The organism is Azoarcus sp. L1K30 (assembly GCF_018122735.1).
Taxonomy (GTDB): Bacteria; Pseudomonadota; Gammaproteobacteria; order Burkholderiales; family Rhodocyclaceae; genus Parazoarcus.
This window is the reverse complement of the sequence record NZ_JAGRRD010000001.1, coordinates 1949889-1962974: the sequence shown is the minus strand read 5'-3', so window position 1 is coordinate 1962974 and position 13086 is coordinate 1949889. Positions and strand designations below refer to the sequence as shown.

Here is a 13086-nt window from a genome sequence, read left to right as displayed (position 1 = left end):
TAGTTTTGGAGTGGTAGTTCAGTTGGTTAGAATACCGGCCTGTCACGCCGGGGGTCGCGGGTTCGAGTCCCGTCCACTCCGCCAACAAGAATGCAAAAAGGGAGCCCGCGGGCTCCCTTTTTGCATTTCGTACTTCTGAAACGGTGGCGGCGGAGACGAATATCGTCGTGAGTTCCTGTCATGCGAAGGTTGCTTGGCCTTGGGGCTGGTTTCGACGCAGTACTTGAGTTACATTGCAGATTCCATACGCTAGAGTATGGAGATGTGGACAAGATGTGGTCAATTACAGGAGATCGAAGGTATGGGCATCAGCAAGATTGGCGTGGTCGGTGCGGGCACCATGGGTAACGGGATCGTGCAGGCCTTCGCCGTTGCAGGATATCCGGTGGTGATGACCGATATCGCCGATGTAGCCCTTCAGCGGGGTGTCGGTACGATTGGCGGCAGCCTTGACCGCCTCATCAAGAAGGAGAAGATGAGCCAGGCGCAGAAAGAGGCAGCAATGAGCAAGATTGCCGTCTCGACCGACATGTCGGCGTTGTCTGATTGCGATTTGATCATTGAAGCGGCGACCGAAAACCTCGACCTCAAGCTCAAGATATTTGCGCAACTCGATGCTGTTGCCAAGGCGGACGCACTGTTTGCGAGCAATACGTCGTCGATCTCGATTACCAGGCTGGCCGCATCGACCAAGCGTGCAGACCGTATGATCGGCATGCATTTCTTCAACCCGGTGCCGATGATGGCGCTGGTTGAGCTGATCCGGGGCTTGCAGACCTCGGATGAGACTTATGCCGCGGTCGACGAGCTGGCCAAGGCCATCGGCAAGACGCCTGTGCAGGTGCGCAACAGTCCGGGTTTCGTGGTCAACCGGATGTTGTGCCCGATGATCAACGAGGCGATCTTCGCGCTGGGTGAGGGGTTGGCGACGGCGGCTGAAATCGACGAGGCGATGAAGCTGGGCTGCAACCATCCGATCGGTCCGCTGGCATTGTGCGACATGATTGGCCTCGACGTGGAGTTGGCGGTCATGCAGGTGCTGTTCGAGGGCTTCAAGGATCCCAAGTATCGTCCGGCGCCACTGTTGGTGGAAATGGTCGAAGCGGGCTACCTCGGGCGCAAGAGCGGTAAGGGCTTTTTCGACTACAGCAAGTAATCGCGCGCGCAGAAAGCAAAAAAGCCACCCGAGGGTGGCTTTTTCGTATCCCGCTGGTGCGCTAGCGGCCCGATCGCATTGCATCGAAGAATTCGGCATTGCTCTTGGTTGCCTTGACCTTGTCCAGCAGAAATTCCATCGCGTCGATGTCGTCCATGCCGTAGAGCAGCTTGCGTAGAATCCATGCTTTCTGCAGGATGTCCGGCTTCATCAGCAATTCTTCACGCCGGGTACCGGAGCGATTCACGTTGATGGCCGGATAGACGCGTTTCTCTGCCATGCGGCGGTCGAGGTGGAGCTCCATGTTGCCGGTGCCCTTGAATTCCTCGTAGATGACGTCATCCATGCGGCTGCCGGTGTCGATCAGCGCGGTGGCGATGATGGTCAGTGATCCGCCTTCCTCGATGTTCCGCGCCGCACCGAAGAAGCGCTTCGGCTTCTGCAGCGCGTTGGCATCGACACCACCGGTCAGGACCTTGCCCGAGGCCGGCACCACGGTGTTGTAGGCGCGTGCCAGGCGAGTCAGGGAGTCGAGCAGAATGACCACATCCTTCTTGTGCTCGGTCAGGCGCTTGGCTTTCTCGATCACCATCTCCGCAACTTGGACGTGGCGAGAGGCGGGCTCGTCGAAGGTCGAGGCGACAACCTCTCCTTTCACCGAGCGCTGCATTTCGGTCACTTCCTCGGGGCGTTCGTCGATCAGCAGCACGATCACCACCACATCGGGGTGGTTCGACGTGATGGCATGCGCAATGTGCTGCAGCATAACCGTCTTGCCGCTCTTCGGCGGGGCAACGAGCAGGCCGCGCTGGCCTTTGCCGATCGGCGCAATCATGTCGATGATGCGGCTGGTGACGTTTTCCTCGCCACGTATCTCGCGCTCGAGTCGCAGACACTCCTGAGGATGCAAGGGTGTCAGGTTTTCGAACAGGATCTTGTGCTTGCACTCCTCTGGAGGGCGGCCGTTGATCTTGTCGAGCTTGACCAGTGCGAAGTAGCGTTCGCCGTCCTTCGGGGTGCGGATCTCACCCTCGATGGTATCGCCGGTGCGCATGTTGAAGCGGCGGATCTGCGACGGCGACACGTAGATGTCGTCGGTTCCCGCCAGATACGAGGTATCAGGCGAGCGCAGGAAACCGAAGCCGTCAGGCAGCACTTCGAGAGCACCGTCGCCGCAGATGGGCTGGCCCTTGCGGGCACGGTTCTTCAGCAGTGCGAAGACGAGCTCCTGCTTGCGCAGGCGATTGGCGCCTTCGACGTCGTTGGCAACTGCCATCTCGAGCAACTCGCTGACATGCAGCGCCTTGAGCTCGGACAGATGCAACGGCGGAATGGCCGGATCGGTGGGCGTACCCGTCTCGCCAGACGATTCTGCGTCAAGCAGTTCGTCATCGGACGGAATGTTTTCGGGGGGATTACCGTCGCGGTGCCGGGGGCCCCGGCGGCGGGCGCGCGTCGCACCGCGAGAACGGGCCGGAGCGGTTTCCGGCTTAGATGTTGCTGTCAATGAAGGCGGTCAGTTGAGATTTGGAAAGGGCGCCCACTTTGGTCGCCTCGATGTTCCCACCCTTGAAAAGCATCAGGGTGGGGATGCCACGGATACCGTACTTTGCAGGGGTGTCCTGGTTTTCGTCGATATTGAGCTTTGCGACCTTGAGCTTCCCGGCGTAGTCCTTGGCGACTTCGTCAAGGATCGGCGCGATCATCTTGCAGGGACCGCACCACTCAGCCCAGTAGTCGACGAGTACCGGCGTCTGGGACTGCAGCACTTCGGACTCGAAGTTGCCGTCGGTCACGTAATGGATATGCTCGCTCATGATTCCTCGCATCAGGGGGGAGATGTGTTGCGTAATACTTGAGAGGGGTGAAGGGTCGAGTTGGACCCGTTCGGCCTGGCACTGGGAGGGGTGCCAAGTAGAAGGTTTCCCGAAAGTTATGCGATGAAGCCGGCGGCGTCAAGGATTTATCGGGTTTTGCTGCGGAAAATATGCGTTTGCGTGGCTAAAAAGCAAAACGCTGGACTATATTGTCGGCTGTGAACACCGATGCCCCGAAGCGGGCCTGGGGTGTCTTACCCAAGAGAGTAGAGCAATGACCTATGTTGTGACTGAAGCCTGTGTACGCTGCAAGTACACTGATTGCGTCGACGTCTGCCCCGTGGATTGTTTCCGCGAAGGGCCGAATTTTCTCGTGATCGATCCGGACGAGTGCATTGACTGCACGCTGTGTGTCGCCGAGTGTCCGGTCGAGGCGATTTTCGCCGAGGATGACGTGCCGGCCGGCCAGGAGTCCTTTATCGCGCTCAATGCCGAGCTTGCGCGCGAGTGGAAGCCGATCGTCGAGCGCAAGGATCCCCTGCCTGATGCCGATGAGTGGGCGAAGGTGAAGGACAAGCTGGACCACTTGCTGCGTTGATGAGCGCGGGTGCGCGCCGCGGACGTGCTTTCGGGGTGATCCCCAATGCACTAAGATGGCGCGCAGCCTCAAAATACATTCAAAACCCAAGGATATCATCATGCTGGTAAGCGAGATTCTTGCGATCAAGGGCAAGGTCCTTTATACCGTCGCGCCCAACAAGAGCCTGGCCGAGGCGGTCACGATCATGACCGAGCAGGATGTGGGTTCGCTCGTCGTGTTCGCCAAAGGGCAGATGGCTGGCATGCTCACTTTCCGTGAAGTGCTGCAGGCCGTTCACAAGGGTGGCGGCGACTGGGAAGCGATGACCGTGGAAGACGCCATGCTCAACGGGCCCATGGTTGCTGCGCCCAATATGGAGATGGACGAGTTGCGCCGGTTGATGGTCGATCATCACCAACGCTATCTCCCGGTGATGGACGAGGGCACCCTGCTCGGCGTGGTCAGCTTCCATGACGTCGCCAAGGCGGTGCTGGAGGAACAGAGTTTCGAGAATCGCATGCTGAAAAACTACATCCGCAACTGGCCGGCTGAAGAGGCCGACCGCTGAGCCGGAACGGGTGGTGAGGAAAGGGCGACTTGCCGGAGTCGCCGCTGCGTTTGCAAGCAGGCAGTGTCCGCGTCAGACGGCGCGCCTGTGGTTGGAAGCGAGGTGGATAGCCGCCTCGACGCCTTGGGAGGGCGGGCTGGTGTGACCAATGGTCGCGCGGATGCCTTTTCCGACAAAGCAAGGAGACAACGTGGATAAGATCTGGCTCAAGAGTTATCCGGCCGGCGTACCGGCGGAAGTGGATGTGCGCGAATTCAGTTCGCTGGGCGACCTGTTCGAGAAGGGGGTGAAGAAATTTGCCGAACGCCCCGCGTTCGTGTGCATGGGCAAAGCCGTCACCTATGCGGAGCTCGACGACCTTTCGGCCCGCTTCGCGGCCTATCTGCAAGGCGTGCTGGGCTTGGCGCCGGGGGCAAGAGTGGCGTTGATGATGCCCAACGTGCTGCAGTACCCGGTGGCGCTGTTTGGCGCATTGCGCGCCGGTTACACGGTGGTGAACGTCAATCCGTTGTACACCGCAAGAGAGCTGGAACACCAGTTGCGCGATGCGGGTGCCGAGGTCATCGTCATTCTTGAGAATTTCGCCCACACGCTTGAACAGGTGCGTGCGCGTCTGCCGCTCAAGCATGTCGTGGTGACGAGTCTCGGCGCGATGCTTGGCTTTCCGAAAGGCACGATTGTCGATTTCGTCGTGCGCAGGGTCAAGAAGATGGTGCCCAAGTGGCAGCTGCCCGACAGCATCGATTTTTCTGCGGCCTTAAGCAAGGGGGCCGGGTGCGGACTCAAGCCGGTCAAGGTGACCGCGGACGATATCGCCTTCCTGCAATACACCGGTGGAACGACGGGCGTGGCCAAGGGGGCGGTGCTGACCCACGGCAATGTGGTTGCAAACCTGCAGCAGGCGCATGCGTGGATCAAGCCCTTTCTGCACGAGGGCGAAGAGGTGATCATTACGGCATTGCCGCTTTATCACATCTTTTCGCTGACCGCGAACTGCCTCACGTTCTTCAAGATTGGGGCAACCAACGTCCTGATCACCAACCCGCGCGACATTCCCGGCTTTGTCAAGGAGTTGGCCAAGTACCGCTTTACCGCGATCACCGGGGTCAATACGCTGTTCAATGCCCTGCTGCACAACCCCGACTTCGCCCGCCTCGATTTCTCGGCATTGCGGATTGCGCTCGGAGGCGGCATGGCGGTTCAGCAGGCCGTGGCGGAAAAATGGAGGCAGGTGACAGGCTTGCCGCTGATCGAAGCCTACGGCCTGACCGAGACCTCGCCAGCGGTGACGATCAATCCCCTTGATCTGCCCGAGTTCAATCATGCCATCGGCTTGCCGATTTCTTCGACTGAAGTCAGTATCCGCGACGACGACGGCACCGAGCAGCCGGTCGGGCAGCGCGGGGAGCTTTGTGTCCGCGGCCCGCAGGTGACGCCGGGTTACTGGAACCGGCCCGAGGATACCGCGCGCGCCTTTACGTTCGACGGGTTCTTCCGGACTGGCGATATTGCGGTTATGGATGAAGAGGGTTTCATTCGCATCGTCGACCGCAAGAAGGACATGATCCTGGTGTCGGGTTTCAACGTCTATCCCAATGAAGTCGAGGACGTTGTCGCTAGCCACCCCGGCGTGCTCGAAGTGGCTGCGGTGGGGGTGCCGAGCGAGCACAGTGGCGAGGCGGTGAAGGTATTCGTGGTGCGCAAGGACCCGGCGCTGACCGAGAAGGAGCTGATCGCACACTGTCGGGCGAATCTGACGGGATACAAGGTGCCGCACCAGATCGAGTTTCGCGACGCATTGCCCAAGACCAATGTCGGCAAGATACTGAGGCGCATGCTGCGTGAGGGGGCGTCGGGTTCCGCCACTGAATGAGCCGGTTCCGACAGGCAAGCCTTTAAACGACTTGCTTTTATGTCGGCATGTGTTTAAAGTCGTCGCACAACTTTTCTGACCCGACCATGAACCGTCATTTCCCGATTCCCGCTGTAGCTGTCGTACGCGTAGTAGTAGGCGTAGGCGAGCGCGCGTCGTAGCGGGTCGGGACAGAAGAAACCAAATCCAGAACCCCCGCCGGCGCGAAAGCCCGGCGGGGGTTTCTCTTTTTCGCCGCCGGTCTGAACGTCGCAAAAACCTTCTCAAGGAGAAAGACGATGAACCAGATGACCGGTGCCCAGTTGATTCTGCGGCTCCTGGAGCGCCAGGGTGTGCGCACGATTGCCGGCATTCCGGGCGGCGCGATCCTGCCGCTTTACGATGCGCTGTCCGGTACCGGCACGATTCAGCATGTGCTTGCCCGTCACGAGCAGGGTGCAGGCTTCATGGCCCAGGGCATGGCACGCGTTTCGGGCAAGCCCGAGGTGTGTTTTGCCTCCAGCGGTCCTGGCGCGACCAATCTGGTGACCGCCATTGCCGATGCGATGCTCGACTCGATTCCATTGGTGGCGATCACCGGGCAGGTGCCGCTGTCGATGATTGGCACCGATGCCTTTCAGGAGGTGGACATCTACGGCATGACGGTGCCGATTACGAAGCACAACTTCCTGGTCCGCTCTGCCGAAGAACTGCTCGAGGTCATCCCCGAGGCATTTCGTATCGCGATGTCCGGCCGTCCTGGTCCGGTGCTGGTCGATGTGCCCAAGGATGTGCAGGGCCAGATCGTCACCTTCGACGAGTTTCCCCCGGTTGCCGTGCCCAAGGCCGCACCCCGGCCCGAGATGGCCCAGATCGAAGCGGCCGCGCGCCTGATCAACGAGGCCGAACGCCCGGTGCTCTACCTCGGCGGGGGGGTGATTCACTCCGGCGCGGCGCAGCAGGCGGTCATGCTCGCAGAGCAGGGCGGACTGCCGACGACGATGACCTTGATGGCCCTTGGGGCAATGCCGATGGACCACCCGCTGTCGATCGGGATGCTCGGCATGCATGGCGCCCGCTATACCAACTTCGTGCTTGAAGAGGCCGATCTGCTGATCTGCGTCGGTGCGCGTTTCGACGACCGCGCAATTGGCAAGGCTGCGCAGTTCTGCCCGAAGGCCGGCATCATTCACATCGACGTGGACCCGTCCGAACTGGACAAGATCAAGACCGCGCATGTCGCCATCAATGGCGATGTGGCGGAGGTTCTCGAACTGCTGTTGCCGCGTGTTCAGGTGCAGTTGCGCAAGCGCTGGCTGGCACATGTCGACGGCCTCAAGAGCCGCTATCCAATGCAGTTCGGCGGGCTCGACGATCCGCGCAGCCACTACGGCCTGATCCGTGCCGTGGCCTCGGCGCTGGATGATGAGGCCGTCATCACCACCGATGTGGGTCAGCATCAGATGTGGGTTGCTCAGGCCTATCCGTTCCGCCGGCCGCGACAATGGCTGACCTCCGGCGGTCTGGGGACGATGGGCTTCGGCATGCCGACCGCGCTGGGTGCGGCGCTGGCCGCGCCCGAGCGCACAGTGGTGTGCTTCTCCGGCGATGGCAGCATCATGATGAACATCCAGGAGCTGGCGACACTTGCCGAGCAGGGACTCAACGTCAAGATCGTGCTGATGAACAACAATGCGCTGGGGCTGGTGTATCAGCAGCAGAGCCTGTTCTACGGCAAGCGGACGTTTGCTTCGCGCTACGCCGGCGCGCCGGATTTCATGAAGATTGCGGAGGGTTTCGGCATTCCCGCGGTCGACCTCGACCAGTGCGAGCATCCACGGGCTGCATTGGCCCAGGCCCTGCAAACACCCGGGCCGTGCCTCATTCATGCCTCGATTGATCGCGAGGAGTTTGTTTATCCCATGGTGCCGCCCGGTGCGGCGAATACCGAGATGATCGGAGGTTGATGATGGAACAGGTCGCCGAACCACTGCAGCAGTCGGGTTTTGCCAAGGTCGTGCTCGAGCTCGAGGTCAATAACCACCCCGGTGTGATGAGTCACATCTGCAATCTTTTTGCGCGCAGGGCCTTCAACATGGAAGGCATCATGTGCATGCCGGTGGCGGACGGCATTCGTAGCCGCATCTGGTTGCTGGTATTCGAGGACCAGCGGCTCGAACAAATGATTCGTCAGCTGGAAAAGCTCGAAGACGTGCTGGCGGTCAATCGGCATGGCGCCGAGCACGACGTGTTCGTGCGCATGGAGGATTTCTTCCACTGAGCGCGCGGGGAGGGGGACGGGTGGCCTGTGATAAACTCGCCGGCCCTCCCCGAGCGATTTGAAAGAGTCCGTCATGTCCGGCAATACCATCGGCACGCTGTTCTGCGTCACCTCCTTCGGCGAATCCCATGGGCCGGCCATCGGTTGCGTGGTCGATGGCTGTCCGCCCGGGCTCGAGATCACGGCTGCGGAGATCCAGGTCGAGCTCGATCGCCGCAAGCCGGGCACGTCGCGACACGTCACCCAGCGCCGCGAGCCGGACGAGGTCGAGATCCTGTCCGGCGTATTCGAGGGGGTGACAACCGGTACGCCGATTGCGCTGCTGATCCGCAATCAGGATCAGCGCAGCAAGGATTACGGCAACATTGCCGACACGTTCCGCCCGGGGCATGCCGATTATCCCTACTGGCAGAAATACGGCATCCGCGACTACCGCGGCGGCGGTCGGTCTTCGGCGCGAGAGACCGCGGTGCGTGTGGCTGCAGGTGCCATCGCGAAAAAGTGGCTGGCGGAGAAATTCGGGATCGTGATTCGTGGCTACATGGCGCAACTCGGTCCGCTCGCCATCCCTTTCGAATCCTGGGACGAGGTTGATCGCAACCCGTTCTTTGCGCCGAATGCGACACGGGTGCCGGCGCTCGAGCAGTACATGGACGATCTGCGCAAGTCCGGGGATTCCGTCGGTGCCCGCATCAACGTGGTGGCCAGTGGTGTGCCCGTTGGCTGGGGCGAGCCGGTGTTCGATCGTCTCGATGCCGAGATTGCGTACGCGATGATGAGCATCAATGCGGTCAAGGGGGTTGAGATCGGTGCCGGCTTCGATGCGGTGGCGCAGCTCGGCACACAGCATGGTGATGAGATGACGCCGGCGGGTTTCCTGTCGAACAATGCGGGTGGGGTGCTGGGTGGCGTGTCCACCGGTCAGGACATCATGGTCAGCATGGCGATCAAGCCGACGTCGAGCATTCGGCTCGATCGAGCATCGATCGATCGCGAAGGCAATCCGGTTGTCGTCAACACCCTTGGTCGCCACGATCCCTGCGTGGGCATTCGCGCGACGCCCATTGCCGAGTCGATGCTCGCGCTGGTGCTGATCGATCACGCACTGCGCCATCGCGCCCAGTGCGGAGATGTACAGACCGCCACACCGCGCATTGCGGGCCTGGCGCCGGGCGGCCATCAGGCGGTGCCGTCGCCGGTGCGGCGTTGAGTTGGGCTTTTTGCGCCGCGCCCGTCAAGACGGGCGGGCGCGTGAGCGGTGTCTGCTTGACGCTGGCCGCCGGCGCTGACGACCCGCAAGGCGTGTACGGCATTCGTGGCCGTTGACATGGGGTCGGCGCTTCCGTACTGGCGATTGTCGTCCTACTACTTCTTCTACTTCGCATTTGTTGGCGCTTTTTCGCCGTATTTCACCCTCTACCTGCAGTCGCTGCATTATCCCGCGACCGATATCGCGATCCTGATGTCGCTGATGCAGGTCATGCGTGTTCTGGCCCCCAGCCTGTGGAGCTGGCTTGCCGAACGCCTCGGCATGCGTCTGCCCATCGTGCGGCTGTCCGCAGTGATGAGTCTCGCCGGCTTTTCGATCTTCTTCATGACCCAGGCGTTTGCGGGCATGTTCATCGGCATGGCGCTGATGGCCTTCTTCTGGAGCGCAGCATTGCCGCTGATCGAGAGTGTGACCTTCGTCCACCTCGGTGCGCACGGGCATCGCTATGGCAGCATCCGGGTATGGGGATCGGTCGGGTTCATCGTGGCCGTGCTAGGGCTCGGGCTGTTGCTGGATTACCTTGCCGTGGATGTCGTGCTGTGGGGTGTCGCCTCGATTCTCGGAGGCATTGCGCTGTGTTCGATGGTGGTGCCGGAGGCCAGGCCGACGCTGACGAGCCATGTTGCAGCGAGTCTTGCGGGGACCTTGCGCCGCCCCGAGGTGCAGGCCTTGCTGGGGGCCTGTTTCCTGATGTCGGCCGCGCATGGCGCGCTTTACGTCTTCTACTCCATCCTGCTGGTCGATCACGGCTACGGCAAGTTCGTCGTGGGACTGTTGTGGTCGCTGGGCGTCGTGGCCGAAATCGGCGTGTTTCTCGTGATGCCACGTCTTGCCCGTCGTTACTCGCTCCGCGCCATCCTGGTGGTTGCGTTTGCGTGTGCCGTGTTGCGTTTTGCGACCATCGGCTGGGGGGTGGGCAGCCTGCTGGTGCTGGTGTTGGCGCAACTGCTTCACGGGGCGACCTTCGGTGCTTATCACGCTGCGGCGATCGCCACCGTCAACGCGTGGTTTCCGGGACGCCTGCAGGCGTCCGGTCAGGCGCTGTACGGCAGCGTGTCCTTTGGTGCAGGCGGCATGCTCGGAGGCTTGATCAGCGGCTATGCCTGGGACACTATCGGGTCGGCGTGGACGTTTTCGCTGGGCTCGGTTTTTGCCTTGATGGGCCTCGTTTGGCTCATCCTGGGATGGCGCGACGCCGAGTGCGTCGCGCACACGACTGCTAAGGAGTGAGCATGAGAATATCGATGAAGGGATTGTTTCCACTGCTTTTCGCAGCGCTGTTGTCGGGAGGGTGCCAGACCGTGCAGACCACGTCGGGTGGCACGGTGGGCGTCGACCGCGAGCAATTGATGATGGTGTCCTCGAGCGAGGTTGAGCAGGCCTCCAGGCAGCAATACGAGGAGATCATTGCCGCGGCGAGAAACAAGAACCTGCTCAACCGCGATGCGGCCCAGCTCCAGCGCGTGCGGCGCATCGCAGGGCGTCTGACGGCGCACACCGGATATTTCCGCGCCGATGCGCCAGCGTGGCGCTGGGAGGTCAATGTGATCAAGTCCGACGAACTCAACGCGTGGTGCATGGCCGGCGGCAAGATCGCATTCTATTCGGGCTTGATCGACCGCCTCGGGCTCAGCGATGACGAAATTGCGGCGGTGATGGGGCATGAGATCGCGCACGCCTTGCGCGAGCACGCGCGCGAGCGGATTTCCAAGAGCATGGCGACCGGACTGGGCATCTCGGTGGCAGGGGCGCTGCTGGGTGTCGGACAGGCCGGGCAGGATCTGATGGGCTCGGTGGCCAAGGTGACCTTCGAGCTGCCCAACTCCCGCCTTCATGAAACCGAGGCCGACCGCATCGGGGTCGAGCTTGCTGCACGCGGAGGATATGATCCGCGCGCGGCGGTGACGCTGTGGACGAAGATGGCGGCGCAGTCGTCCGGCTCGCCCCCGCAATGGCTGTCGACACACCCCTCGCATGCGACACGACAGAGCGATCTGGCGAAATACGCCGCGCGGGTGATGCCGCTCTACGAGCAGGCGCGCAAAGGGCGAGTCGAATGAGGTGAGCGGCGGACCGGCGCTACCCAGCCGGTCGTCCGTGTGAAATAATCAAAACCTTTTCTTTCCGCGGAATACATTGGATGGAAGCCCAAACGCTGTACGAAAAACTCTGGTCGAGTCATGTCGTTCACCAAGAGGCCGACGGTACTGCGCTGATCTATATCGATCGCCACCTCGTGCATGAGGTGACCAGTCCCCAGGCTTTCGAAGGACTCAAGCTCGCAGGACGCAAGCCGTGGCGGATTTCGTCGATCGTGGCCACGGCCGATCACAATACGCCGACCGATCATTGGGATCAGGGCATCCTCGATCCGGTGTCGCGGCAGCAGGTGGAAACCCTCGACGCCAACATTCGTGAAGTCGGCGCGCTGGCGTATTTTCCGTTTCGCGATGCCAAGCAGGGCATCGTGCATGTGATCGGCCCGGAGAACGGCGCAACGCTGCCGGGCATGACGGTCGTGTGCGGTGATTCGCATACCTCGACGCACGGCGCGTTCGCCTGTCTCGCGCATGGCATCGGCACGTCCGAGGTCGAGCACGTGATGGCGACCCAGTGTCTGCTGCAGAAGAAATCGAAGACCCTGCTGGTCAGGGTCGAGGGTGAGCTGGGCAAGGGCGTGTCGGCCAAGGACGTCGTGCTTGCGATCATTGGTCGTATCGGCACGGCCGGTGGTAACGGCTATGCGATCGAGTTCGGTGGCAGCGCCATCCGCGCGTTGTCCATGGAAGGGCGGATGACGGTGTGCAACATGGCCATCGAGGCGGGCGCGCGTGCGGGTCTGGTTGCCGTCGATGAAACTACCATTGCCTATCTCAAGGACAAGCCGTTCGCACCGAAGGGCGAGCAGTGGGATGCGGCGGTTGCCTACTGGCGCACGCTGACGTCGGATGAGGGCGCGAAGTTCGACAAGGTCGTCGAACTCGACGCGGCCGACATCCTGCCGCAGGTCACGTGGGGTACGTCGCCCGAGATGGTCACCACGATCGCCGGTCGGGTGCCCGATCCCGCGGGCATCACCGACCCGGTGCGCCGCGAAGGCGTCGAACGCGCGCTCAAATACATGGGGCTGACGGCCAATACGCCGATTAACGAGATCGCCGTCGATCAGGTCTTCATCGGTTCGTGCACCAATTCGCGCATCGAGGATCTGCGTGAGGCGGCTGCGGTCGCCAAGGGGCGGACCAAGGCGGCCAATGTGCGCCGTGTGCTGGTGGTGCCAGGGTCCGGGCTGGTCAAGCGCCAGGCAGAGGCCGAAGGGCTCGACAAGGTGTTCATCGAGGCAGGATTCGAATGGCGCGAGCCGGGCTGTTCGATGTGTCTGGCGATGAACGCCGACCGTCTGGAGCCGGGCGAGCGTTGTGCCTCGACCTCCAACCGCAATTTCGAAGGCCGGCAGGGCGCCGGTGGCCGTACCCATCTGGTGAGCCCCGCCATGGCCGCAGCAGCTGCGGTGGCCGGGCATTTTGCCGATGTGCGCGAGCTGCAATAAAAGGATCAGCTG

The 13086-nt window shown here is 61.6% G+C and carries 12 protein-coding genes and 1 tRNA gene; 11 read left to right on the top strand and 2 right to left on the bottom strand.

Features of this window, described 5'->3' with window-relative positions:
* Nucleotides 1–7: 7 nt before the first annotated feature.
* A tRNA-Asp gene (locus tag J5J83_RS08915) sits at nucleotides 8–84 on the top strand.
* A gap of 217 nt (nucleotides 85–301) precedes the next feature.
* Nucleotides 302–1156, top strand: a complete 855-nt coding sequence (locus J5J83_RS08910; protein ID WP_212348082.1) for a 3-hydroxybutyryl-CoA dehydrogenase — start codon at nucleotides 302–304, stop codon at nucleotides 1154–1156.
* A gap of 61 nt (nucleotides 1157–1217) precedes the next feature.
* Here J5J83_RS08910 and rho read toward each other — a convergent pair whose 3' ends face one another.
* Together rho and trxA are read right to left on the bottom strand one after the other, a co-directional pair.
* Nucleotides 1218–2480: a transcription termination factor Rho gene (rho, locus tag J5J83_RS08905; protein ID WP_212352913.1), complete on the bottom strand. Its 1263-nt coding sequence runs from the start codon at nucleotides 2478–2480 to the stop codon at nucleotides 1218–1220.
* A gap of 166 nt (nucleotides 2481–2646) precedes the next feature.
* Nucleotides 2647–2973, bottom strand: a complete 327-nt coding sequence (gene trxA / locus J5J83_RS08900; RefSeq protein WP_212348079.1) for a thioredoxin TrxA — start codon at nucleotides 2971–2973, stop codon at nucleotides 2647–2649.
* Between the two features lie 274 nt (nucleotides 2974–3247).
* Between trxA and fdxA the strand changes: the two genes are divergently transcribed.
* The 9 genes from fdxA to leuC all read left to right on the top strand — a co-directional run bounded on the left by fdxA (nucleotide 3248) and on the right by leuC (nucleotide 13074).
* Complete coding sequence (gene fdxA / locus J5J83_RS08895; protein ID WP_212348076.1) at nucleotides 3248–3571, top strand: ferredoxin FdxA; 324 nt, start codon at nucleotides 3248–3250, stop codon at nucleotides 3569–3571.
* A gap of 100 nt (nucleotides 3572–3671) precedes the next feature.
* On the top strand, nucleotides 3672–4121 hold the full coding sequence (locus tag J5J83_RS08890; protein ID WP_212348073.1) for a CBS domain-containing protein: 450 nt from the start codon (nucleotides 3672–3674) through the stop codon (nucleotides 4119–4121).
* A 190-nt stretch (nucleotides 4122–4311) separates the two neighbouring features.
* Nucleotides 4312–5994 carry a long-chain-fatty-acid--CoA ligase gene (locus J5J83_RS08885; protein WP_349251875.1) on the top strand — a complete coding sequence of 561 codons (1683 nt, stop codon included), beginning with the start codon at nucleotides 4312–4314 and terminating at the stop codon, nucleotides 5992–5994.
* A gap of 278 nt (nucleotides 5995–6272) precedes the next feature.
* A complete protein-coding gene (gene ilvB, locus J5J83_RS08880; RefSeq protein WP_212348068.1) occupies nucleotides 6273–7940 on the top strand; it encodes an acetolactate synthase large subunit in 1668 nt (555 codons plus the stop codon).
* A complete protein-coding gene (ilvN, locus tag J5J83_RS08875) occupies nucleotides 7940–8254 on the top strand; it encodes an acetolactate synthase small subunit (RefSeq protein ID WP_212348065.1) in 315 nt (104 codons plus the stop codon). The genes ilvB and ilvN overlap by 1 nt, the downstream gene beginning before the upstream one ends.
* Nucleotides 8255–8327: 73 nt before the next feature.
* Nucleotides 8328–9464, top strand: coding sequence for a chorismate synthase (aroC, locus tag J5J83_RS08870; RefSeq protein WP_212348062.1), 1137 nt, complete (start codon nucleotides 8328–8330; stop codon nucleotides 9462–9464).
* 117 nt (nucleotides 9465–9581) lie between these two features.
* Nucleotides 9582–10754 (top strand): MFS transporter, encoded by a 1173-nt coding sequence (locus tag J5J83_RS08865; RefSeq protein ID WP_212348059.1) that lies wholly within the window; start codon nucleotides 9582–9584, stop codon nucleotides 10752–10754.
* A 2-nt stretch (nucleotides 10755–10756) separates the two neighbouring features.
* A complete protein-coding gene (locus J5J83_RS08860) occupies nucleotides 10757–11584 on the top strand; it encodes a M48 family metallopeptidase (RefSeq protein ID WP_212348056.1) in 828 nt (275 codons plus the stop codon).
* Nucleotides 11585–11664: 80 nt separating this feature from the next.
* Nucleotides 11665–13074 (top strand): 3-isopropylmalate dehydratase large subunit, encoded by a 1410-nt coding sequence (leuC, locus tag J5J83_RS08855; protein WP_212348053.1) that lies wholly within the window; start codon nucleotides 11665–11667, stop codon nucleotides 13072–13074.
* Nucleotides 13075–13086 lie beyond the last annotated feature (12 nt).